Origin of the sequence: Agromyces intestinalis, from assembly GCF_008365295.1 — a bacterium.
GTDB classification, from domain to species: Bacteria; Actinomycetota; Actinomycetes; order Actinomycetales; family Microbacteriaceae; genus Agromyces; species Agromyces intestinalis.
In genome coordinates this window covers 943,269-966,583 of the sequence record NZ_CP043505.1, presented here as the reverse complement: position 1 = coordinate 966,583, position 23,315 = coordinate 943,269, and the positions used below count along the sequence as shown (strand labels likewise).

18 protein-coding genes are annotated in these 23,315 nt (G+C 73.9%); 7 read left to right on the top strand and 11 right to left on the bottom strand.

Going from position 1 to position 23,315, the window contains the following annotated elements:
• Positions 1-238: 238 nt before the first annotated feature.
• The 6 genes from FLP10_RS04460 to FLP10_RS04435 form a co-directional block, all read right to left on the bottom strand.
• Positions 239-1,600: a GNAT family N-acetyltransferase gene (locus FLP10_RS04460; protein WP_149159778.1), complete on the bottom strand. Its 1,362-nt coding sequence runs from the start codon at positions 1,598-1,600 to the stop codon at positions 239-241.
• 48 nt (positions 1,601-1,648) lie between these two features.
• Entirely contained in the window at positions 1,649-3,367 is a 1,719-nt protein-coding gene (locus tag FLP10_RS04455; protein WP_149159777.1) for an NAD(P)/FAD-dependent oxidoreductase, read from the bottom strand.
• A 198-nt stretch (positions 3,368-3,565) separates the two neighbouring features.
• The gene (locus tag FLP10_RS04450; RefSeq protein WP_149159776.1) at positions 3,566-4,462 is read right to left on the bottom strand and encodes a sugar phosphate isomerase/epimerase family protein; all 897 of its coding nucleotides are present in this window, start codon (positions 4,460-4,462) and stop codon (positions 3,566-3,568) included.
• Positions 4,459-5,676, bottom strand: a complete 1,218-nt coding sequence (locus FLP10_RS04445; RefSeq protein WP_149159775.1) for a dihydrodipicolinate synthase family protein — start codon at positions 5,674-5,676, stop codon at positions 4,459-4,461. The genes FLP10_RS04450 and FLP10_RS04445 overlap by 4 nt, the downstream gene beginning before the upstream one ends.
• A 2-nt stretch (positions 5,677-5,678) precedes the next feature.
• Positions 5,679-6,902 (bottom strand): Gfo/Idh/MocA family protein, encoded by a 1,224-nt coding sequence (locus FLP10_RS04440; RefSeq protein ID WP_149162076.1) that lies wholly within the window; start codon positions 6,900-6,902, stop codon positions 5,679-5,681.
• Between the two features lie 148 nt (positions 6,903-7,050).
• The gene (locus tag FLP10_RS04435) at positions 7,051-8,115 is read right to left on the bottom strand and encodes a LacI family DNA-binding transcriptional regulator (RefSeq protein WP_149159774.1); all 1,065 of its coding nucleotides are present in this window, start codon (positions 8,113-8,115) and stop codon (positions 7,051-7,053) included.
• A 204-nt stretch (positions 8,116-8,319) separates the two neighbouring features.
• Here FLP10_RS04435 and FLP10_RS04430 point away from each other — a divergent pair, with 204 nt between their 5' ends.
• The gene (locus tag FLP10_RS04430) at positions 8,320-9,669 is read left to right on the top strand and encodes a Gfo/Idh/MocA family protein (protein ID WP_149159773.1); all 1,350 of its coding nucleotides are present in this window, start codon (positions 8,320-8,322) and stop codon (positions 9,667-9,669) included.
• Positions 9,670-9,767: 98 nt separating this feature from the next.
• On the opposite strand, the gene FLP10_RS04425 is transcribed toward FLP10_RS04430, so the two are convergent.
• The 5 genes from FLP10_RS04425 to FLP10_RS04405 all read right to left on the bottom strand — a co-directional run bounded on the left by FLP10_RS04425 (position 9,768) and on the right by FLP10_RS04405 (position 15,524).
• A complete protein-coding gene (locus FLP10_RS04425) occupies positions 9,768-10,931 on the bottom strand; it encodes an MFS transporter (protein WP_149159772.1) in 1,164 nt (387 codons plus the stop codon).
• 20 nt (positions 10,932-10,951) lie between these two features.
• Positions 10,952-12,388 carry an aldehyde dehydrogenase (NADP(+)) gene (locus FLP10_RS04420; RefSeq protein WP_149159771.1) on the bottom strand — a complete coding sequence of 479 codons (1,437 nt, stop codon included), beginning with the start codon at positions 12,386-12,388 and terminating at the stop codon, positions 10,952-10,954.
• Between the two features lie 90 nt (positions 12,389-12,478).
• Positions 12,479-13,564, bottom strand: coding sequence for a mandelate racemase/muconate lactonizing enzyme family protein (locus FLP10_RS04415; RefSeq protein WP_149159770.1), 1,086 nt, complete (start codon positions 13,562-13,564; stop codon positions 12,479-12,481).
• A complete protein-coding gene (locus FLP10_RS04410) occupies positions 13,561-14,568 on the bottom strand; it encodes a 5-dehydro-4-deoxyglucarate dehydratase (RefSeq protein ID WP_149159769.1) in 1,008 nt (335 codons plus the stop codon). The genes FLP10_RS04415 and FLP10_RS04410 overlap by 4 nt, the downstream gene beginning before the upstream one ends.
• Positions 14,565-15,524 (bottom strand): NAD-dependent epimerase/dehydratase family protein, encoded by a 960-nt coding sequence (locus FLP10_RS04405; RefSeq protein ID WP_149159768.1) that lies wholly within the window; start codon positions 15,522-15,524, stop codon positions 14,565-14,567. Before FLP10_RS04405 ends, FLP10_RS04410 begins: the two co-directional genes overlap by 4 nt.
• A gap of 106 nt (positions 15,525-15,630) precedes the next feature.
• Between FLP10_RS04405 and FLP10_RS04400 the strand changes: the two genes are divergently transcribed.
• The 6 genes from FLP10_RS04400 (at position 15,631) to FLP10_RS04375 (ending at position 23,289) form a co-directional block, all read left to right on the top strand.
• Positions 15,631-16,641 carry a LacI family DNA-binding transcriptional regulator gene (locus tag FLP10_RS04400; protein ID WP_246150199.1) on the top strand — a complete coding sequence of 337 codons (1,011 nt, stop codon included), beginning with the start codon at positions 15,631-15,633 and terminating at the stop codon, positions 16,639-16,641.
• Entirely contained in the window at positions 16,638-17,732 is a 1,095-nt protein-coding gene (locus FLP10_RS04395) for a M24 family metallopeptidase (RefSeq protein ID WP_246150198.1), read from the top strand. Before FLP10_RS04400 ends, FLP10_RS04395 begins: the two co-directional genes overlap by 4 nt.
• Positions 17,733-17,816: 84 nt before the next feature.
• Complete coding sequence (locus FLP10_RS04390) at positions 17,817-18,941, top strand: glycerate kinase (RefSeq protein WP_149159766.1); 1,125 nt, start codon at positions 17,817-17,819, stop codon at positions 18,939-18,941.
• A 151-nt stretch (positions 18,942-19,092) separates the two neighbouring features.
• Positions 19,093-21,729, top strand: coding sequence for an ATP-binding protein (locus tag FLP10_RS04385; RefSeq protein ID WP_149159765.1), 2,637 nt, complete (start codon positions 19,093-19,095; stop codon positions 21,727-21,729).
• Positions 21,730-21,733: 4 nt separating this feature from the next.
• Entirely contained in the window at positions 21,734-22,594 is an 861-nt protein-coding gene (locus FLP10_RS04380; RefSeq protein ID WP_149159764.1) for a hypothetical protein, read from the top strand.
• Positions 22,591-23,289 carry a ThuA domain-containing protein gene (locus FLP10_RS04375; RefSeq protein WP_246150197.1) on the top strand — a complete coding sequence of 233 codons (699 nt, stop codon included), beginning with the start codon at positions 22,591-22,593 and terminating at the stop codon, positions 23,287-23,289. Before FLP10_RS04380 ends, FLP10_RS04375 begins: the two co-directional genes overlap by 4 nt.
• The last annotated feature ends 26 nt before the right edge of the window (positions 23,290-23,315 follow it).

Here is a 23,315-nt window from a genome sequence, read left to right as displayed (position 1 = left end):
AAGGTGAGGTCGACCCCTCCTGGTGCCCTCGTCGGCATTGGCGAGGGCAATCGCCATGATGGCGCATTTCGCGGGCAGCCGAACAAAATGGAGATAACGGTTCTACAACTTACTGACAGGTGAGTAAGTGATGCGAGCGGGCTCGGATCCGCGTCGATCCGGGGAAACGGCGGCGGCGACGCCGAGGCATGTCCCCCGAAGACGGGGCAGCGGCGCGCGCCGGGTCGGAACCGGATCGTCAGAACCAGATCGTCAGCGCCGGCTCGCGCTCGGACGAGAACAGCCGATCGGCGAGCGCGAGCGAACCGCGGGAGTGCTCGACGACGCGCCCCGCTCTCGCGAGGGTCGTCGCCCGCACGCCGCCGAGCAGCATCGAGCCGAGCTCGCGCACCCCGAGCCGCAGGCCGTGCGCCTGCCGCGAGCGTCGCGAGCCGCCGATGGGCACCGGGCCCGAAACATCCGCGGCGCCGCCCTCGACGCGTCGCACCTCGGCGCGGCCCTCGGCCGCGGCATCCAGCTCGTAGACGCCGACCGCGAAGCCGAGCGGATCGTCGACCTCGAGCCGCAGCGTGCCCGCGCCCGCGAATCGGCGGCCCGCGAGCGCGGCGACCGGGTCGAGCACCCGCACCCACAGGTGGTCGCCGACCCCGTCGAGCGTGACCGCCCGCGCGTCCTCGAGCACCCACGGCAGCGGCTCGTCGGTCGAGCGCAGCAGCACCCGTACTTCGTCGACGAAGTCGACCTCGCAGAACACCCGCCAGATCGCGCGTTCGGCGTCGTCGGTCGCGGCGGCGATGAAATCGCTCTCGAGCACGCCCGGCCGGTTCGGGTCGCGCACCACGCGGTACGTCGCGAAGCCCTGCGTCTCGCCGCGCTCGTCGTCGTAGCGCACGGCACGGATGCTTCGGCTGTGCTCGGACTCGGCGTCGACCAGGCCCAGCACCCGGTCGAGGAGCGCCGGCCACCGGTCGATCTCGCCAGGCGTGCGCGACACCGCCCGACGCACGAGCTGCGGTGCGAGCTCGCGCAACGACGCGGGGTCGACGAGGTGCACGCGGCCCGGGGCATCCGGACCGATCCAGTGCGCCCGACGTCGGTCGACCCGCACGGTCGCGGCGCGCGTGGCCGGCGCGTAGCCGAACCGGCCGTAGATCGTCGCCTCGGTCGCGGTGAGCATGGCGACCGCCGCGCCCGCCGAGACCGCATCGCGCAGCTCGGCCTGCATGAGCGAGCGCGCGATGCCGCGGCGGCGATGCGTCGGCGCGACCGTGACCGACGACACCGCCCACGCGTCGATGCTGCGCCCACCGGGCACGCTGAGGCCCGTCGGCCAGCTCGACACCGTCGCGATCGGGATGCCCGGGGTCGCCGAAGCCGGGTCGTACACGCCGCGCACCAGGCGATCGGCGAACACCCGCCGTTCGTGCGCGAGGTCGACCTCGCGCGGTCGCGGATGGTGGAAGCCGCGGTTGTCGGCCTGCGACCACGCGTCGAACGCCGCCTGGTCGGACGGATCCACCTGCCGATAGCGGAGTCCGCGCGCCTCGAGCTCCTGCTCGGCGCGCCGGTCGACAGGGGTGCTCCGCGGATCGAACGACATCGACTCAGCCTAACCAGCTGGAGAAGGTCGTGGAGGCGAGCGGATGCCTCAGCCGCCGACGTGACCGCCGAGGTGTCGATGCACCGCCGACACGACCGCCGACCCCTCGCCGACCGCAGCGGCCACGCGCTTCAGCGAACCGCGACGGACGTCGCCGACCGCGAAGCATCCGGGCAGTGACGTCTCGAGGGCGTCGGGGTCGCGGTCGAGCGCCCAGGCCGAGGCATCCGTCTCGCCGATCGCCCCGCCCGTGACGATCGAACCCCATCGATCGCGCAGCACCGCCGCGCCCACCCAGTCGGTGCGCGGGCGCGCGCCGATCGTGATGAACAGCGCCTGCGCCTGCACCGCGTCACGCGTGCCGTCGCCGTGCTCGAGCACCACCGCGCTCAGAGTGCCGTCGCGGGCGGCCTCGACGTCGACGACGCGCGAGTCGCCGATCACGCCGACGCCGACCGCGTCGAGCTCGTCGATGAGGTAGCGCGACATGCTCTCGGCGAGGTGTGCGCCGCGCACGACGAGTGAGACCGAGCGGGCGAAGCGGGCCAAGTGCAGCGCGGCCTGACCGGCCGAGTTTCCGCCGCCGACGACCAGGACGTCGTGGCCGGCTTGACCGCGCGCCTCGACCGAGGAGGCGCCGTAGAAGACGGATGCCCCGACGAACGGGTCGAGCGCCGGCACCGCGAGGCGACGGTAATCGACGCCCGTCGCGATGACGACCGAACCGGTCTCGACCGTGCCGCCTGCGCCGGTGCCGCCTGCTCCGCCGTCGACCTCGACGCGGAACCCGCTGTCGTCGGCGGTCAACCCCGTCGCGCGGCGCGCGATCGCGAACCGTGCGCCGAACAGCCACGCCTGCCGGTACGCGTTGAGCGCCAAGTCGGCGCCGGGGACGCCCCGCACGAAGCCGAGGTAGTTGCGGATCAGCGAGCTGCCGCCCGCCTGCCCGCCGATCGAGGCGGCTTCGAGCACCAGCGTGTCGAGGCCCTCGCTTGCCGCGTACACCGCGGCGGCCAGGCCGGCGGGACCCGAGCCGACGATCACCAGGTCGATCGGGTGGTCGGGCAGGTCGGTGCGCAGTCCCGCCGCGCGCGCGAGCTCGGAGTCGTCGGGGTCGACGAGCACCTGCCCCGTCTCGGTGGCGACGATGGGAGGGAGGTCGGCTTCGGTCTTCTGCACGCCCGCCCGCTCGAGCAGGTCGCGCGCGTCGGGATCGTTCGGGTGGATGCTGCGCACCTGCGCGCCCGTGCGGTCGAGGCGGGCGCGCAGCGCGTGCGTGCGCGGCCTCGCCGGGTCGCCCACGAGCACGTACCCGGGGCGATCGGCGCCGGTCGCGCGCGCCCAGTCGCGCAGCAGCTCGGTGACTCCGCGATGGAACGCCTCGTCGGGTGTGTGCCGGGGCGCCACCAGATAGGTCTCGACTGCGCCGCCCGCCATCAACGCCAGCACCGCGGAGGTCGCCTCGTCGTCGCCCCACGCGCCCCAGTCGAGCAGCACCGACCGACGGGAATCGGGGAACGCGTGCCGGATCACGGCGAAGAGACCCGCGTCCGCGTCGACCGCGTCGAGCCCCGCCAACGCGATCGCCACCGACCGGCCCTCGCCGACGAGCTGCTCGATCGCAGCACGTGCCGACGACGCATCCGGGTGCGCCTGCACGTCGTAGTCCGCGCCGTACCGGCGCGCGAGCTCCCGCGCCACCGACGCGCGCCCCTCGCCCGCGACCAGGATGACCGGCGACCCCGCCGGCGCACGGCCCTCGGCCATGTCCCGCGTCCTCTCGCGCGGCGCCCCCGCGCCGCACCCCCGCGGTGAGTGTATCGCCCGATCGACCCGCCGCCCGGTCTGCACGCAGTGCGATGCACGCGATTCAGGTTCGAAGGCGTGTCGCGCGGGGGCGTCGACCAGCGCCACGACGACACACCGTGTCGCCTCCTGAATCGGTTACGTGCGGGGCGGGATCGATTACGCGCGCGCGGGCGCGGGGGCCGGGGTCGCGGCGAGGTGCGGGGCGACCGCGGCGCCGAAGGTCTCGGCGGTGCGCGCGACGACCTCGTCGAACGGGGTCGCGAAGACGTCGTCGTTGAAGATCTCGACCTCGACGTCGCCGGCGTAGCCGGCCGCTTCGACCGCGCGGGTGAGGGTCGCGAAGTCGATGACGCCGTCACCGGGGTAGTGGCGGCTGTTCAGCACGTTCGCGGGCAGCGGGGTCTTCCAGTCGCAGACCTGATAGGTCGCGATCCGACCGGATGCCCCGGCGCGGGCGATCTGCGGCAGCACCTCTGGGTCCCACCAGATGTGGAACGTGTCGACCGTGACGCCCACGACGCTCGGGTCGAAGGGCTCGGCGAGGTCGAGCGCCTGCTTCAGCGTCGTGACGACGCACCGGTCGCTCGCAAACATGGGATGCAGCGGCTCGATCGCCATCGTGACCCCGGCCGCCTCGGCCTCGGGGGCGAGCTCGGCCAGTGCGTCCTGCACGCGCGAGCGCGCGCCGATCAGGTCGCGCGAGCCCTCGGGCAGGCCGCCCGCGACGAGCACGTACACCGCGGCGGAGCCGGGGGCGCCGGCGGAGGCGAGCGTCGCGGTCTCCTCGATCGCGCGGCGGTTGTCGTCGAGCTGCGCGCGGCGCGCGGGGCCCTCGCCCATGGTGAAGAACCCGCCGCGGCACAGCGTCGAGAACCGCAGACCGCTCGCCGTGAGCCTGCGTGCGGCCTCGGCGAGGCCGACGTCGTGCACCGGCTCGCGCCACAGGCCGATCGACTCGTACCCGCCGCCCGCGACGGCGCCCAGCGCCTCGTCGAGCGTCGAGTGCTTGATCGTGCCCTGGTTCATCGACAGGCGCGGGTGCGGGGTGCTCACGCCAGCACCTCCTCGACGGCCGGCGCAGCGGTGGGCGCGGTCACGTCGACACCGTTCAGGGTCAGCAGCGCGTGCCAGCGGGCCGCGGCCAGCTCGGGCCGCTCGAGCGCGCCCGAGGCGTTCGCGAGCTCGACGATGCGCGAGAGGTGCGGAAGGCTGCGCGCAGCGTGCAGCCCGCCGATCATCTGGAACGCGGCCTGGTGGCCGTTCAGCCAGCTGAGGAACGCGACGCCGGTCTTGTAGTAGAACGTCGGGGCCGCGAACACCTGGCGCGACAGCGCCTCGGTCGGGCCGAGGACGCGGTGGTACTCGGCCGCGTCGCCCGCGTCGAGCGCCTGGATCGCGGCCGACGCGTTCGGCGCGAGCGCCGCGAACGCGCCGAGCAACGCGTCGGAGTGCCCGCGCCCCGACCCGTCGGCACCGTCGCCGGCGATGAGCCCCACGTAGTGGAAGTCGTCGCCCGTGAACATGCGCGCCGAGACCGGCAGCCGCTCGCGCACCGCGATCTCGGCGTCGGCGTCGAGCAGGCTCATCTTCACGCCCTGCACCCGATCGGGGTGCTCGTCGATGATCTGCAGCAGGGTGCCGGCGGCGGCATCCGTGTCATCCGACCCGAAGTAGCCCGCGAGCTGCGGGTCGAACGCCGTGCCGAGCCAGTGCAGCACGACTGGCGCGCCCGCCGCGTCGAGCACCTCGCGGTACACCCGCAGGTAGTCGTCGGCGCTCGTCGCGGCGCGTGCGAGGTGGCGGCTCGCCATCAGCACGGCGCCCGCCCCGGCATCCTCGGCGTGGTGCAGCTGCGTCTTGTACGCGTCGATCACCTCGTCGATCGAGATCCGCTCGGCCTCGACGTGGTCGGTATTGACGCCGACGACCAGCTTGCCGCCCACCGACTGCGCCTCGGCGGCGCTGCGGGTGATGAGCTCGCGCGTCGCAGCGGCATCGAGGCCCATGTTGCGCTGGGCCGTGTCCATCGCGTCAGCGACACCGAGCCCCCACGACCAGACATGGTGGCGGAACGCGAGCGTGGCATCCCAGTCGATCTCGGCGGGCTGCCCCGGTGTGTTGTCGGCGAACGGCTTCGGCACCACGTGCGCGGCCGCGTACGCGACACGGCTCTGGAGTGGCCCCTGGGGCCGGCGGAACGCGGGTGCCTCGGCGAGCGGCACGGCGGTCAGGGTGCCGGCCGCGTCGAGCAGGGTGAGGTCGGTCATGGTCAGCGGGCTCCGGCGAGCTCGGATGCCTCGGAGCCGGATGCCTCGGAGCCGGATGCCTCGGCCGCAAGTGCGGGCTCCGTGGCATCCGACCCGCTGTCGAGGGTGACCTGCGGGATGTCGATGCGGCGGCCCTCGGCGCTCGAGCGCAGTCCCTCCTGGGCGACGAGCACGCCGCGCGCGCCCGCGAGGAAGTCGTAGCGGTTCGGCGCGTCCTCGACGACGTGGCGGATGAACTCCTCCCACTGGGTCTTGAAGCCGTTCTCGAACACGTCGTTCGTCGGCACCTCGATCCAGTCGGTCGCGTAGTCGTGCTCGTCGTAGAGGTCGGGGTTCCAGACCGGCTTCGGGGTCGCGTTGCGGGGCTGGATCTTGCAGCCGAACAGCCCCACGACGGCCGAGCCGTGCGTGCCGTCGACCTGGAACTCGACGAGCTCGTCGCGGTTCACGCGCGTCGTCCAGCCCGAGTTGAGCTGGGCGGTGATGCCGCCGGCGAGGTCGAAGATCGCATAGGCCGCGTCGTCGGCGGTCGCGGCGTAGCGCTCGCCCCGCTCATCGAGACGCTCGGGGATTTCGGTCACCGCGCGGGCGTAGACCGATTCGACCCGCCCGAACAGGTTCTCGAGCAGGTAGTTCCAGTGCGGGAACATGTCGACGATGATGCCGCCGCCGTCCTCGGCACGGTAGTTCCAGCTGGGCCGCTGCGCGGGCTGCCAGTCGCCCTCGAACACCCAGTAGCCGAATTCGCCGCGCACGCTGAGGATGCGGCCGAAGAAGCCGCTGTCGATCAAGCGCCGGAGCTTCTGGAAGCCGGGCAGGTAGAGCTTGTCGTGCACGACGCCGTTCTTGACGCCGGCCTCGTCGGCGAGGCGGGCGAGCTCGAGCGCCTCGTCGAAGGACTCGGCGGTCGGCTTCTCGGTGTAGATCGCCTTGCCGGCGGCGATCGCCTTGCGGATCGCGGCGGCGCGAGCCTTCGTCACGAGGAAGTCGGCGTAGACCTGCCAGCGCGGGTCGGCGAGCGCCTCGTCGAGGTTCGTCGTCCAGTGCTCGAGGCCGTGCTTGGCGGCCAGGTCGGCGAGTTTGCGCTCGCTGCGACCGACGAGGATCGGCTCGACCTGCACGCGGGTCTCGCCGTCGGCGAGGAGAACCCCGCCCTGCTCGCGGATCGCGAGGATCGAGCGCACGAGGTGCTGGCGGTAGCCCATGCGCCCGGAGACGCCGTTCATGATGATGCCGAGGGTCTGGGTGGGGTTCTCTGCCACGGTGGGATTCCTTGTCCGAGCCGGGAGCGGTGGGGTCTCCGACCCTCGCACCGCTGCGGGAAAGCGTTTACCCGAGTGTGCCACATGCGCAACGGTCGCGCAAGGCGCGCGTTCAGCGGGTGCGCGGCCCCGGCGTCGAGGCGCGGATGACGACCTCGGTGGGCACGGCGTCGGGAGCGGTCGCGGGCGACGCCGGGCCCGAGGCATCCGCGTCGTCGAGCGCGAGCCGCAGCGCGCGCCGACCGATCTGCTCGAGCGGCACGCGCACGGTCGTGAGCGGCGGAGTGACGTCGCGCACGGTGGCGATGTCGTCGAAGCCCGCGACGGCGAGGTCGGCGCCGGGCTCGAGCCCTGCGTCGCGGATCGCGGACAGCGCGCCGACCGCCATGACGTCGTTCACCGCGAACACGACCTCGACGCCGTTGAGCCCCCGCTCGAGCAGGGCGGTCGTGGCCGCGTAGCCGCCGTCGCGTGTGAACTCGCCGCGCACCACGTCGGTGTCGCGCAGCTCGATACCGGCCGCCGCGAGCCCGTCGCGGAATCCCGCCAACCGGTCGCCGGCGGTGCGCAGGCCCTCGCCGGCAGTGACGACCGCGAACCGCCGGTACCCGAGCCCGGCCAAGGCGGTCGCGAGCGCCGCGGCGCCTGCGCGGTTGTCGAGCAGGACCGTGCGCAAGGCGTACTCATTGCGGCTGATCAGCACGACGCGCCCTCCCGCGCGCTCGTAGGCGGCGAGCTCCTCGGCGAGGGGGCCATCGGTCGGCTCGTCGGTGCGCCGCGAGCTCGCGAGGATCATCACGCGGGGGCGCTGGCCGCGCAGCGCACGGACCAGTTCGAGTTCGCGTTCGGGATCGCGCTCGGTCGCCGCCATCGTGACGATGAGGCGCTCGAGGTCGGCCTCGGCGACGACGCCGGCCGCGATCGACGAGAAGTACGGGTCGGCGATGTCGGCCACCAGCAAGGCGACGGTCGTCGACGCGCCGCGCGCGACGGCCTGGGCCGAGAGATTGGGGGAGTAGTCGAGCCGGGCCGCGGCGGCGAGCACGCGGGTGCGGTACTCCTCGTTGACCTTGCGCGTCGAGCCGTTCAGCGCGCGCGACGCCGTGGCGAGCGAGACGCCCGCTTCGCGGGCGACGTCGTGGAGGGTGGCGGGGGTGCTCCGGGTGCCGTCGGTCATCGATCTCCTCCTACCGCGCCGTCGTGGAGCGGCGCCTGAATGCTACTGCCGTCGAGCCGGCCCCTTGCGGAGCGCGGCGCTCGCCGTGCAAGAATGGTCGCGAGTTGAGATAGCGCTTTCCCAGCCTATTCCACTGATGCGATGGCATGAACGTGCATCGATGGGGAAGCGATTTCTCGCGCTTCGCTCGCCCGACCCACCGTCATGGAGGACACCTTGGCCCAGGACCGCTACGCACTCGTCGGCACCGGCCATCGCGCCGGAATGTACGTCGGTGCGCTCACCGGCGCGGTGGCCGGCGCCGAGCGAGTGCCCGAGCTGGCGCGACTCGTCGCCTGGACCGATGCCAACCCCGGGCGGCTCGACGTGTACGAACGCGAGGTGGGTGCGGCGCGGTATCCGGTGCCGAGGCGTTTCGCACCCGACGACCTCGAGCGCGCGATCGCCGACGAGCAGGTCGACCGGGTCATCATCACCACGCCCGACGTCACCCACGCCGAATACATCGTGCGCGCGCTGCGGGCCGGCGCCGACGTGGTCGTCGAGAAGCCGCTGACGATCGACGCCGACAGCGTGCGCCACATCGGCGCGGCCGTCGCCGAGACCGGCCGCGAGGTCATCACGACGTTCAACTACCGGTACAGCCCCCGCAACTCGACGCTGCGACGGGTCATCGCCGACGGCCGCATCGGCCGGGTCACGAGCGTGCACTTCGAGTGGGCGCTCGACACCGTGCACGGGGCCGACTACTTCCGGCGCTGGCATCGCGACAAGGCGAACTCGGGCGGGCTCTTCGTGCACAAGGCGTCGCACCACTTCGACCTCGTGAACTGGTGGATCGGCGCGGCGCCCGTGCGCGTATTCGCCAGCGGCGGGCTGCGGTTCTACGGCGCCGAGAACGCGGCGGCCCGCGGGATCGGCGCGCGCCCGGCGCGCGGCACCGGCGCCGAGGCATCCGACCCCTTCACCCGCGACTTGGCCGCCGATGCCCGGCTCAAGGCCCTCTACCTCGACCAGGAGCACCACGACGGATACCTGCGCGACCGCGACGTGTTCGACGCCGGCATCACGATCGAGGACAACCTCGCCGCGCTCGTCGAATACGACTCGGGCGCGACGCTCAGCTACTCGCTGAACGCGCACGCGCCGTGGGAGGGCTATCGCGTGACGGTGAACGGCACCGAGGGGCGCGCCGAGCTCGACGTCGTCGAGCGCGGCGCGGTGCTGGTCGACCAGGGCGGGCGGGTCGCGGTCGACCCGTCGATGCATCAGGATGCCTCGCGGGCCGACGCCGTGCGACCCCACGGCGCCCGGCTCGTGGTGCAGCGGCACTGGGAGCCCGCACAGGAGATCGGGATCCCCGAGGGCATCGGCAGCCACGGGGGCGGCGACGCCTATCTGCTGCAGCACCTGTTCGGGCGCGTCACGCGCGACGAGCCGCTGGGCCGGGTCGCCGGGTACGCCGACGGGGTGCGGGCGGTCGCGGTGGGCATCGCCGGCAACCGTTCGCTCGAGACAGGCGAGCCCGTGCGGATCGCCGACCTCGGGTTCTGAGCGGCGCGGCGGCTTCGCTCGGTCGACGAGCGTCCGGCCCGCCTCGGGCAGGCGAGGCTACGGCCGTGGTGCGCGACGTCCAGCGCGACGGGCCGCGGTCAGGTGCCGTCGATCGCGGGTGCGCCGCGCGGGTAGGCGACCAGCATCGCGCCCGATGCGACCCAGGTCACGCCGATGAGCACGAGCAACGGGCCTGCGCCGAGCCCCGACGCGATGCCGGCGACCGCCGCGCCGGCTGCGGCGGCCGCCGCGCGCAAACCGGCCCCGACGGTGAACACCTGCGAACGGAGCGCGGGCGGGCTCTGCTGCTTGCGGAGGAGGAGCATGGCCGACGCGCTCGGCGCGGTGAAGAGCCCCGATGCCCCGATCGCCGCGATCGTCCACCAGAGGCCGAGGTCGGCGGCCGCGGCGATGGTGAGCACACCCGTGGCCGCGAACCCGGCGCCCATCACGAGCTCGGAGCGCAGGCGGCTCGGGTGGCCGGCGTTCCACAGCGCGCCGACGAGCCCACCGATCGCGAACGCCGTGACGACGACGGCACCCTGGCCGGGGTCGCCCGTGCGCTGCACCGAGAGCAGCACCGCCGCGATCGCCAGCCCGCCGGCACCGAACTGGCTCAGCGTGCCGCTGGAGGTCACCACCGCGAGCGGCCGGTGGGTCGCGATGTGCCGGATGCCGCGGGCCATCGCCTGCAGCATCGACCCGCGCACCCCCGTGGCGAGGGGCTGGAGCCGCAGCGGCACCGTGCCGGCCGCGCCCGCGAGCGCGCACCCCGCCATCACGAGCGTCGCCGCCTGCGCCGACCACAGCGCGGCGGATGCCGCCACGAGCGCCGGGCCGACCACCGAGCCGAGGTTGTAGGCCAGCGCGTCGACCGCGTAGGCGCGCCGCTCCTCGGCGATGACCTCGGTCGCGAAGCTCGAGAGACCGCCCATCGTGATCGGCGCGGCGGCGCCCGTGACGAGCAGCACGAGCGCGACGACCCAGGTCGGCACCGCCCCGAGGAACGCCGCGGTCGCGTACCCGGCGCCCATGGCGATCCCGGCCCCGGCGACGAGGGCGCCCGGGCGGCGTGCGCGATCCAGCAGCACGCCGACGATCGGCGCCGCCAGGATGCTGGGGGCGAGCGTGGCCGCCGCGAGCAGGCCGCCGAGCGCGACATCCGACGTCTGCTCGACCGCGAGCACCGGGATCGCGACCGTGATGCCGCCCACCGCGAGCCGTGGCGGCGTCGCCGCGGTGAGGTACGACGCGACGCCCATCGCGTTGCCGTCGACGCGGCTCAGGCGAGCACCCCGTCGACCCGTCGCGGGATGCCGAGCGGGTTGCCCTCGCGCAACTCGGGCGGCAGCGCGTGCTCGGGGGCGTCCTGGTAGGCGACCGGGCGCAGGAATCGGCGCATCGCCGTCATGCCGACCGAGGTGTGGATCGACGTCGTCGACGGCCACGGCCCGCCGTGCTGTTGGGCCCAGCTCACGGCGACACCGGTCGGCCACCCGGCGAACAGCACACGCCCGGCGACCTCGGCGAGCACCGCGACGATCGCGGTCACGTCCTCGTCGGGCTGCGCGTGCACGGTCGCGGTCAGGCTGCCGCCGACCCGGGAGATCGCCGCCAGCGCCTGGTCGACGTCGTCGTACTCGACGACGAGCGTCGACGGCCCGAAGCACTCGGTGAACAGGGCCCGCGGGTCGGCGAGCACGGTCGCGGCATCCGTGGCGAGCACGACCGCCGAACCGGTCGCGGCCTGCTGGGCGACCGAGCCGCCCGCGACCCGCACGCCGGGATGCGCGGCCAGGTCGGCGACCCCGCCCGCGAAGGCGTCGGCGATACCGTCGGTGAGCATAGCCGCAGCGGGCGCGTCGCCGATGAGGATCGCGACGCGATCGGCGAAGCCCGAGCCGGAGGGCACGAACACGACGCCGGGGTTCGTGCAGAACTGCCCGGCGCCGAGCGTGAACGATCCGATGAGCCCGGCGGCGAGTTCGTCGGCGCGCGCGTCCAGCGCCGCCGGGGTGATGAGCACCGGGTTCACCGCGCTCAGTTCGCCGTAGAACGGGATCGGGTCGGGGCGCCCCACCGCGAGGTCGAACAGCGCACGGCCGCCGTGCAGCGACCCGGTGAACCCGACCGCGCGGATCTCGGGGTGCTGCACGAGTGCGATGCCCGTCTCGCGGCCCGTGACGTGTGCGAACACGCCATCGGGGGCCCCGGCGCCCACGAGCGCCTCGGTCACGAGTTCGGCGGTGCGTGCCGACAGGCGCGGATGCGCCGAGTGGCCCTTCACGATCACGGGGCACCCGGCCGCGAGCGCCGACGCCGTGTCGCCGCCCGCCACCGAGAATGCGAACGGGAAGTTCGAGGCGCTGAACACGCCGACCGGGCCGAGCGGGCGCAGCATGCGGCGCAGGTCGGGGCGCGGCGGGATCGCCGACGGGTCGACGTGGTCGATCGTGGCCTCGAGGTACGACCCCTCGAGCACGGCGTCGGCGAACAGCCGGAGCTGGTTCGTGGTGCGGGCGAGCTCGCCGGTGAGCCGGGCGGTGCCGAGGTGCGACTCGTCGTCGGCGAGCGGCACGAGCTCGTCGCGGTGCGCGTCGAGCGTGTCGGCGACGGCGCGCAGCCAGGCGGCGCGTTCGGCGGCGGTCGACGAGACCGTGGTGGCGAACGCGCGTCGCGCCCGTGCGGCGACGTCGTCGAGGAGCGTCGGGTCGGTCATCGTGGTCCTCCGGGGTGTCGTTCCCTCGTGGCGGGGTCGCTCGTGGTCGCTCCTCTCGATGCGAGGCGACCACGAGCGACCCCGATGGGTCTAGTCTGCCGCGAACTCGATGCCGAGGCCCGGTCGGCCGGTGTCGCGTGCTCGCCCGTGCTCGATGACGATGGGGGCGGGGCCGGCGAGGATGCCGAGCTCCGCGAACGAGGCGTCCTCGACCGACTCGACGAGCGTCTCGTGCGGCAGCGTCAGCGCGAGCTGCCCCGAGAGGTCGGGCAGCAGGTGCGGCGCGACCTCGACGTCGTGCTCGGCTGCGAGCGCGGCGATCTCACGGAACGGCGTGATCCCGCCGACGCGCACCGCGTTGGGCTGCACGACGTCGACCACGCCCGTGGCGAGGAACTCGGCGAACCGGTAGCGAGTGTGCACGTTCTCGCCCAGCGCGATCGGCACGTCGACACGGGCGCGGGCGAGTCGCTCGCGCAGCGCGACGTGCGCGGGCAGGTCGTCGGCGCGCAGCGGCTCCTCGATCCAGCGCAGGTCGAACGGCGCGAGTTCGGCGATCGCGCGTTCGGCCCGCTCGAGGCTCCAGCGCTGATTCGCGTCGATCGCGAGGAACCGGTCGGGGCCGATCGTGTCGCGCACCGCGCGAATGCGCCGCACGTCGTCGGCGAGGTCGGGCGAGCCGACCTTCACCTTGACCCCCGCGAACCCGGCATCGACCCACCGCTCGGCCTGGGCGACCAGCTCGTCGAGCGGGTAGTGCAGGTTGACGCCGCTGCCGTAGGCGGGGGTGCCGGCGCGCCGGCGGCCGAGCAGATCGACCAGGCCGAGGCCCGTGCGGCGGGCTGCGAGGTCCCACAGGGCGAGGTCGACGCCGGCCATCGCGATGGTGGTGATGCCGCTTCCGCCCGCCTCGTGCAGGCACGCCCACAGGTCGGGCCAGAGTGCGACGGCGTCGGCGGGCCGGCCGAGCACGAAGGCGCGGATGTCGTGGTCGAGCAGCGCCTGCACCGCGTGGCCGCCGATCGTCGGGGTCCACGAGAACCCGTGGCCGACCGCGCCGTCGGTGTCCTCCACGACCACCTCGACGAGCGTCAGGTCGGTGACGTCGGGTCCCCACGGGCGGATGAGCGGGGCGCGCAGCGAGCGGGTGTCGAGGCGGGCGATCGCGGTGGTCATGCCGGCACCGGCCGCGTGGCATCCGGTGAGGTCGAATCATCCGGCGCAACCGCGTGACCGCCCGAGCCGGCCGCTCGGAGGTCGGCCGCCAGCTCGAGGCCGCGCTCGAGGATCGCGCCCAGCCGGGCCTCCTGCTCGGACGACGGGTCGACGAGCGGCGGTCGCACGGGGCCGACCGGCAGCCCGCGCAGCCGCAGTCCGGCCTTCACGAGCGAGACGCCGAAACCGGGCGTCTCGTCGCGCAGCTCGACGAGCGGTGCATAGAACTCGCGCAGCAGTCGCAGTCGCAGCACCTCGTCGCCGTCGACGTACGCGCGGTAGTGCAGGGCTGCGATCTCGGGGATCATCGCGAACGCCGCCGACGAGTACAGCGGGATGCCGATGCCGCGGTAGGCGCCCTGGCTGAGCTCGGCGGTGAGCAGGCCGTTGAAGAACGCGAGGTCGCGCCCGGTCGCTTCGGCGGCCAGCACGATCTGCTGCGCGAGTCCGATGTCGCCGATTCCATCCTTGAAGCCGACGACCTTCGGGTTCTCGGCCAGGTGGGCGATCGCCTCGGGTGTGTAGCGCGCGGTCGCGCGGTGGTAGACCACGACGGGCAGATCGGATGCCTCGGCCACCGCCTCGACCCATGCGACGAGCCCGCCGGCGGCGCCGCCCACGAGGTAGGGCGGCAGCAGAAGAAGCCCGTCGGCACCGGCCTCGGCGGCGGATCGCGCGAGCTCCCGCGCGTGCCCGAGCGGGCCACCGGTGCCCGCGATGACGGGTACCCGCCCGCCGACCGTCGCGACCGTGGTGCGCACGACCTCGGCCACCTCGGCGGCACCGAGCGCGTGGAACTCGCCCGTGCCGCACGCCGGGAACACCCCGCCGGGCGCGTACTCGAGGCGGCTCGCGACGTGCTCGGCCAGCAGATCGCGTTCGACTCGGTCGCGCCCGTCGAACGGGGTCACGGGGAAGAACAGCACGCCGTCGAAGGCGAGCGGGGCGGGTGTCGCGGTGGTCATCGTGAGCTCGGCTCTCGGTCGGGAAGCGGGGAGGGGGCGGGGTCGGGGCTGAAGTCAGGGGAGAGCGCGCCGGATGCCTCGGGCGGCCGCAGCGCGGTGCGCCAGTGCCGCGCGGGCCGCCAGCCGAGCACCCGTTCGGCCTTGGCGGCCGAGAACACCGGCGCAGTGCCGGTGAGGGCGTCGGCCGCTTCTCCGAGCTGCGGGGCGGTCTCGCGCCACAGCTCGGCGATCGGCCGGTCCGCCAGCGCATCGGAGGCGCCGACGAAGAACACCTCGCCGTTCACCGCGTCGGCCGGTGCGCGCAGCCAGGCGTCGACGAATGCGGCGGCGTCGTCTGCGTCGAGGTAGTTGAACAGGCTCACCGCGGCGAGGGCGGGGTCGGCGAGTCGCTGGGCGACGGTGTGGCCTTGCTGGGTCGGTTCGCCCGCCCACTCCTCGGGAGAGATGACGTAGCAGGGGCGGAACGCGCCCCACGCGCCCGGCAGGGTTCGCGCGAACAGCCGAACGAGCTCCTCGACGACGACCTTCGACAGCGCGTACGCGTTCGCCGGTGCGACGGGATGCGTCTCGTCGATCGGCAGGGCGGTCGGATGCCACCCCGTCGCTCCGTAGCCGATCACCGTCGGGCTGCTGGCGACGAGCACGCGGGCGACATCGGCCTGCGCTGCGGCCTCGAGCACGGTGTGGGCGAGGGTCGTGTTCGTGGCGAGGATGACCCGCTCGGGTGCCGAGAACGGCACCGCGATGCCGGCGAGGTGCACCACGGCGTCGGGGCGGGTCTCGGCCAGCAGCGCCGCGGCGGCGCGCGGGTCGGCGAGATCGAGCACCCGCTCGTCGACGCCCGCCAGGCCCGCGGTCGCGCGGTCGACACCGAGCACGCGATGTCCCAGCCCGACGAGGCCGGTCGCGACGCTGCGGCCGAGCCGGCCCGACGAACCCGTGATGACGACGCGCATGCGTGCTCCAATCAGAAATCGCTTTCTCAGCGGGAGCCTAGGCGATCAAAACGCTCGAGGCCAAGCACGGGCTATGCTTCGGGAAGCGATTTCTCGAGGAGGCCGCATGAGCGCGCGCAGACATCCCGCGACCATCGCCGATGTCGCGGCGCGGGCCGGAGTCTCGCAGGCATCGGTGTCGCGCGTGCTGAACGGCAAGCCGTCGGTCGATCCAGAGATCGTGCGCCGCGTGCGCCGGGCGGTCGGCGAGCTGGGGTACGCGCCGAGCATGGCCGCGCGCAGTCTCGTGCACGGGCGCAACCAGACCGTGGCGATGGTCGTGCCCGACCTCGGCAACCCGATGTTCCAGGGCATCCTCGAGGGCGTGAGCGTCGCCGCGGCGGGCGACGGCTATCGCGTGCTGGTCGCCGACACGGTCGAGCGCGTCGACGATGAGGAGGCGACCGCGCTCGAGGCACGCCAGCGCTGCGACGCGGTCGTGCTGTGCGCGCCGCGCCTGCCGGCCGACCGGCTCGAGCGCCTGGTCGAGCGCATCGCGCCGGTCGTCGTCGTGAACCGGCAGCTCGAGGCGCCCGGCGTGCCGTCCGTCGGCGTCGACTACGCCCGCGGCATCCGCGATCTCGTCGACCATCTCGTCGGGCTGGGACACCGCGATCTCGTCTACCTCGCAGGGCCCGAGCCGAGCCGGTCGAACGCGGACCGCTTGCGCGGCATCGCCGATGCCGAGGCCGCCGACGCCGACGTGCGGGTGCGGGTGCTCGCCGGCGGCTCGGGCCTCGACGACGGCGCCGCGGCGGTCGAGGCCGTCGACGCGGCCCGCCGCGATGGCGCGACCGCGGTCATGGCGTTCAACGACCTCGTCGCGCTGGGCCTGCTCGCCGCGCTGCGACGCCGCGGCGTCGACGTGCCGGGCGAGCTGTCGGTCGCAGGCTTCGACGACATCCCGATGGCGGCCTACGCGTCGCCCGCGCTCACCACGCTGTCGGTGCCGCGCGCCGAGCTCGGCGCCCAGGTGTGGACGAGGCTGCGCGGGCTCATCGCCGGCGAACCGGTCGCCCATGCGGTGACGTTCCGGCCGCGTCTCGAGGTGCGCGAGAGCACGGCGGCCCCGCGGTGAGCGGGCTGCTCGACGCATCCGTCGCCGGCCCCTCGGCGCGGGACCGCGCCACCAAGCGCGACCGCCTGCTCGAGCTGCTCGAGCAACGCCGCGCCGAGGCGCTGGTGCTGCGCTCGCACGGTGCGGTCTCGTGGTACCTCGACGGAGTTCGCACGCACGTGTCGCTCTCAGGCGACCCCGTCGTCGGCGTCGTCGTGCGTCGTGACGGCGACGAGGTGCGGGTGTTCGCGAACGAGGCCGAGCGGTTCGCCGCTGAGGAGCTGCTTCCGTCCGACGCCGCGGCGATCGTGCCCGTGCCGTGGCACGAGCCACTGCTGCCCGCACTCGGTGGACCCTCGCTGCCGCGTGTCCTCGACGAGACCGACCTCGCCGCCGAGCTGCGCGCCGCGCGTGCGAGCCTGCTGCCCGGTGAGACCGCGCGGTATCGAGCGCTCGGCCGCACCGCCGCCGAGGTGCTCACCGACGTCGCGGCCGCCGCCGATCCCGCGCAGGCCGAGCGCGAGGTCGCCGCGGCGATCGCGGGCGGCCTCGCCGCGCGCGGCATCGACCCCCTCGTCGTGCTCGTCGCGGGTGCGTCGCGGCTCGGGGTGCGGCATCCGCTGCCGACCGCGGCGCCGCTCGGGCGACGCGCGATGCTCGTCGCGTGCGGGCGACGGGCCGGGCTGATCGCGAACCTCACCCGGTGGGTGCGGTTCGGTGCGGCCGAGCCGGACGAGCAGGATGCCTCGTCGCGGATCCTGCACGTCGAGGCCGGGTTCCTCGTGGCGACGCGGCCGGGGCGCCGACTCGACGCCGTGCTCGCCGACGGCGTCGCCGGATACGCGCGGCACGGGTTCGCGGCGGATGAGTGGCGGCGCCACCACCAGGGCGGCGCGGCCGGGTACGTCGGACGCGATCCGCGTGCGGTGCCCGGGGCGGCCGACCGGGTGCAGGTGGGGCAGGCGTTCGCGTGGAATCCGTCGGCGCCGGGTGCCAAGGTGGAGGACACCATGCTGCTCGGAGCATCCGGCTTCGACGTGCTGACCAGCGACCCGCGCTGGCCGAGCCTCGAGATCGGCGGGCTGGCGCGGCCGATCGAGCTCGAGCGCTGAGTCGGAGCCGGCCGCGTCGGGTACACTGGGAATACGCTTTCCAACGGAGGGACCCATGACGCACGACGCCGATCCGAGCGCCCGATGAGCCGGCGCATCGTGCTCGCGCCCGACTCGTTTAAGGGCACGGTGGCGGCAGCCGATGCGGCCGCGGCGATCGCGCGGGGCTGGCGGTCGGTCGTGCCCGACGACGAGCTCGTCGAACGGCCGATGGCCGACGGCGGCGAGGGCACGATCGACGCGTTCGCGGCAGCCGTCCCCGGCGCCGAGCGCATGCCGCTCACCGTCACCGGGCCCGACGGGCGCCCGGTCGACACGGCTTGGCTGCGACTGCCCGACGGAACCGGCGTGGTCGAGCTCGCCGCGACGAGCGGGCTCACACTGCTCGACCCGCTTCGCCCGCTCGATGCGCACACCGTCGGGTTCGGCGAGGCGATCGCCGCCGCGCTCGACGCCGGCTGCGGAAGGCTGCTGCTCGCGCTCGGCGGCAGCTCGTCGACCGACGGCGGCGCGGGTGCGCTCACCGCGCTCGGGGCGCGGTTCCTCGACGCCGGCGGCCGGCAGGTTGCGCCGGGCAACCGCGGGCTCGGCGACCTGCGCACGGTCGACCTCGCGGCGCTGCGCCGCCCGCCCGCGGGCGGCGCGCGGATCCTCGGCGACGTGACGAACCCGCTGCTCGGCGCGTCGGGCGCCGCGGCGGTCTTCGGCCCGCAGAAGGGCGCGGATGCCACGACCGTCGCCGTGCTCGAGGCGAACCTCGCCCGCTTCGTCGAGGTGCTGGCCGGGTCGGGCGACGGCCGCGACGCCCGCGACGTGCGCGCGCTCGCCGACGCTCCGGGTGCGGGTGCGGCCGGTGGCACGGGATTCGGGCTGCTGGCGTGGGGCGCCCGCATGGCGGGCGGTGCGGCCGCCGTCGCCGACGCGATCGACCTCGACGCGGCGCTGGCCGGCGCCGATCTCATCGTGACCGGCGAGGGCCGGTACGACGGGCAGTCGGCGGCGGGCAAGGCGCCCACCGAGGTCGCCGCGCGGGCGGCGGCGGCCGGCGTGCCGGTCGCGCTGGTCGCCGGAGCCGTCGACGCGGATGCTTCGGCCTTCGCCGCGGCGCATTCGCTGACGCACCTGGCGGGGTCGTCGGCGGCCGCGATGGCCGACCCGGTGCGCTGGCTCGAAGCTGCCGGCGCCGCGCTCGCGCGCGACGCGAGCTGACCTCCGCCTGGGGCCGGCGCCGACTCCGGCACCGATGCCAGGGGCGCATCGGTGCCGGAGTCGCACGACCCCCGCACTGGGGGACGGCGGCGGCTCGTGACATCCGTGCCGTTGCTGGACACCGCGCCCACGCAGGAAGAGACTTTTCCTCATGAACCCTGCGCGGGCGTCCATCCGGACGCCCGACCAGCGCCTGCGTGTCTTCGTGAGTTCGACGCTGCGCGAACTCGCGCCGGAACGGCGCGCCGTGCGCCGTGCGATCGAAGAGCTGCGCCTCGCGCCCGTGATGTTCGAACTCGGCGCCCGCCCGCACCCGCCCCGCGAGCTCTACCGGGCCTATCTCGAGCAGAGCGACATTTTCGTCGGGCTCTACGCCGAGCGCTACGGCTGGGTCGCCCCGGGCGAGGAGATCTCAGGACTCGAGGACGAGTACCGGCTCGCCCCCCGCGATATGCCCAAGCTCGTCTACGTGAAAGAGGCGGCCGAGCGCGAACCGCGGCTGGTCGAACTGCTCGACCGCATCCGCGACGACGACGGCGCCGCCTACGTCTACTTCGCCGACGAGGACGAACTCGCCGAACTCGTGCGGGGCGACCTCGCGACCCTGCTCGCCGAGCGCTTCGCGACGGCCGCGGCACGCGAACCCGTGTGGCCGTCGACCGGCGAGCCGCTCGTCGTCGAGACCGGGCACGTGACACCGCCTCCCGTTCCGCTGTCGGAGATGATCGGCCGCGAGCGCGAGCTCGCCCGGGTGCTCGACCTGCTGCGCGGCTCAGCGCGATTCATCACCGTGACCGGCCCCGCCGGCATCGGCAAGAGCCTGCTCGCGCTCGTGGTGGCGCACGAGGTGCGCGACGACTTCGCCGACGGGGTCGCGTTCGTCGACCTCGCCGCGGTCACCGCGCCCGACCGGGTGACGGCCGCGATCGCCGCCGCGATCGGCGTGCACGACACCGGCGAGGGCGACTTCGATCGGAAGCTGCAGGTCGCGCTGCGCGGACGGCGGATGCTGCTGCTGGTCGACAACTTCGAGCAGGTGATCGACGCGGGCACGGTGCTGCGCGACCTGCTCGAGGAGCTGCCGGATATCTCGCTGCTGGTGACCAGTCGCAGCCTGCTCCGGGTCTCGGGCGAGCACGGCGTCGAACTCGGTCCGCTGCCGCTGCCCGACCCGTCGCGCATCGTCGACCGGCCGACCGAGCTGCAGGCCGCCTCGGTGAGACTGTTCGTCGACCGGGTGCGCACAGTGAAGCCCGATTTCGAGCTCACCGCAGAGAACGCGATCGACGTCGCCCGGGTCTGCGTCGCGCTCGACGGCGTGCCGCTCGCGATCGAGCTGGCCGCGGCCCGCGCGCGGGTGCTGCCGCCCGCCGAACTGCTCGAGCGGCTGCGCAAGCGCCTGCCGATGCTCACCGACGGCTCTCGCGACCTGCCCGAACGGCACCGCACCATGCGGGGCGCGATCGAATGGAGCATCCAACTCGTTCCCGAGTCGGCCCAGCTCCTGTTCGCTCGCCTCGGCGTGTTCGCCGGAGCGTTCTCGCTCGAGGCGGCCGAGGCGATCGCCCGGCCCAGCCCGGGCGCAGCCGGAGCGGGCGATGGCGACGTCGTGGTCGACCTCGAGGCACTCGTCGACGCGAGCATCCTGCACCAGCGCGAACGGGGCGACCGTGCGGTCTACATGATGCTCGGCGCGGTGCGCGAGGTCGCCCACGAGCACCTGCTCGAGCTCCCAGACGCCCGGGCGGTGCACGACCGGTACGCCGCGTGGTTCATCGCCCTCAGCGAGGAGGCCGAGTACGCGCTCGAGGGCGTGTCGCAGCAGACCTGGGTCGACCGGCTGAACGACGACGCCGACAACCTGCGCGCCGTGATGCGGCATCTGCTCGACACCCGGCAGTGGTCGGCCGCCGCGCACTTCGCCTGGATGCTCTACCTCTACTGGTGGGTCGGCGGCCATCTCGGCGAAGCGCGCGCCTGGATGAACGAGGTGCTCGACTCGGGTGAACCGCTCGACCGGCTCACCGAGGCGACCGCCCTCTACTTCACGAGGGCGATCGCGTTCTGGCAGTGGCCCGACGTTTCCCTCATCCCCGACCTGCGGCGCAGCGCCGAGGGCTTCCGCGCGTCGGGCGACCTGCCCGGCGAAGGGCTCGCGTACATCTCGCTCGGCCTGGCCCAGCTCGCCGCACTCACCCCGCCCGACCCGGTCGGCGCGGCCGAGAGCCTCGAGCGCGCGCTCGCGAGCATGCGCGAGGCCGGCGACACGTGGGGAGAGGGGCACGCGCTCGTCACGATCGGCCGCATCGAGCTGCTGCAGGGCCACTACGACTCGGCGCTCGAGCGCTTCGCCTCGAGCCTGGACATCGCGCAGCGGCGCGGCGACCGGCACGCCGAGGCGATCGCCCAGTACCACGTCGGATGGGTGCGCCTGCTGCTCGGCCAGGCCGACGAGGCCCGCCGCCGGTTCGAGATCAACCTCGACCTCTCGTGCCGGCTCGCCCACGACGAGGGCATCGCCTACGGGCTCGAGGGACTCACCGCGGTCGCAGCGGAAGAGGGCGACGCGCCACGCGCCGGCCTGCTGATGGGCGCCGCCGAGGTGTTGCGTGAGCGCACCGGCCTCTACAACATGCGCCCGTTCATCGTGACCTCGCCGTTCGTCGACCGGGTGCTCGACGGCCCCGACGCGATCATGTTCGAAGCGGCCAGGGGGCGCGGCCGGGCGCTGTCGACCGCCGACGCCGTGGCCGTCGCGTTCCAGGCGCCCGACGGCGCGAGGAGCTGAAGCGATGACCGCGACCGACCGCGACGACCGGGTGCTGCTCCCGACGCGGGCCCTGGGCGCGGTGATCATCCCCTTCCTGACCGCCGCGGTGGTGCTGCTGCTCGTGCTCCCCGCCGACACCGACGCGACGTTCGCGTGGACCATCGAGCCACCGATCACCGCGATGCTGCTCGGCTCGGCCTACTTCGGAGGCATCTGGTTCTTCGCCTGGGTGGTGCGCGAGACGCACTGGCACCGCGTCTGGCCGGGGTATCCGGCGGTCGTCGTGTTCGCGACCCTGCTCGGCGTCGCCACCCTGCTGCACCTCGATCGGTTCCACCACGGGCATCCGTCCTTCACCGCCTGGGCGGCGCTGTACGCGACGACCCCCGTCCTGGTGCTTGCTGCGTTCCTCGTGAACCGGCGGCGGGACCCGTGGGCGCCCGATCGGGTCGACGTCGATATACCGCGGGCGTGGGCGATCGCGCTCGCCGTGGCGGGCAGCGTGGCATCCGTCACCGGGCTGGTGCTGTTCGCCGCACCCGAGCCGTTCCTCGGCTCGTGGGCGTGGCCGCTCACCCCGCTCACCGCCAGGGTCGTGGGCGCCGTGCTGACCCTGCCGGGCTTCGTGAACGTGTGGATGCTGCGCGACCGGCGCTGGTCGAGCTTCCGCTGGGTGTTCCAGGCGCAGCTCGCGAGCCTCGCCGTGATGCTCGTCTCGGTCGCGGTGCGCGCCGGCGACCTGCGGTGGGATCGCCCGGCGGCGTGGGGGTTCTCGGCCGGCATCGCGGCGTCGGCCGTCGCGTACGCGGTGTTCGTCGCGCGGATGGAGCGTCGGCGGGTCGACGTGGCCCGCGCGGCCGGACGGGACACGATGGCGGCATGAGCGGACGCGCGATGATCCTGAGCGGCGGCGGGCGGTACGCCGACCCCTGGCACCGGTTCGACGAGACGAGTGCGCGGTTGGCCTCGCTCGTCGAGCGGGCCGGGTACGAGATCGAGGTGCGCACCGATGTGGATGCCGCGCTCGCGGGCCTGCCCGACGACCTCGACCTGCTCGTGGTGAACGCCGGAGACCCCGACCGTCCGGTCGACGACAGTGAGGCGGTCGGGTCCGCCGACGCGGTCGACGGCGACGTCCGGGTCGACCCCGCGCCGCTCGCCGTCGCGGTCGAGCGGGGCATCGGAATCCTCGCGGTGCACGCCGCCGCGGCGAGCCTGCGCGACTACCCGGCCTTCGACCTCGCGCTCGGCGGCCGCTGGGTCGACGGGCGGTCGTGGCATCCCGAGCTCGGGCTCGCGCACGTGCACCTCGTCGGCGACCACCCGGTCCGCGCCGGGCTGCTCGACTTCGACGTCGTCGACGAGCGGTACTCGGGCCTGCGCCTGCACGACGTGATCGAGCCGATCGCCGAGCACGAGGAACAGGGCATCCGGCACCCGCTCGTCTGGGCGCGCGAGTTCGGCGAGTCGCGCCTCGTCTACGACGCGCTGGGGCACGACGTGCGCTCGTACGACTCCGGCCCGCACCGCGAGCTGCTCGCGCAGGCGATCGGATGGCTCGGGCACGCGTCGGCGTGAGTTGCATTGTTCTAGTGAAAACTAGA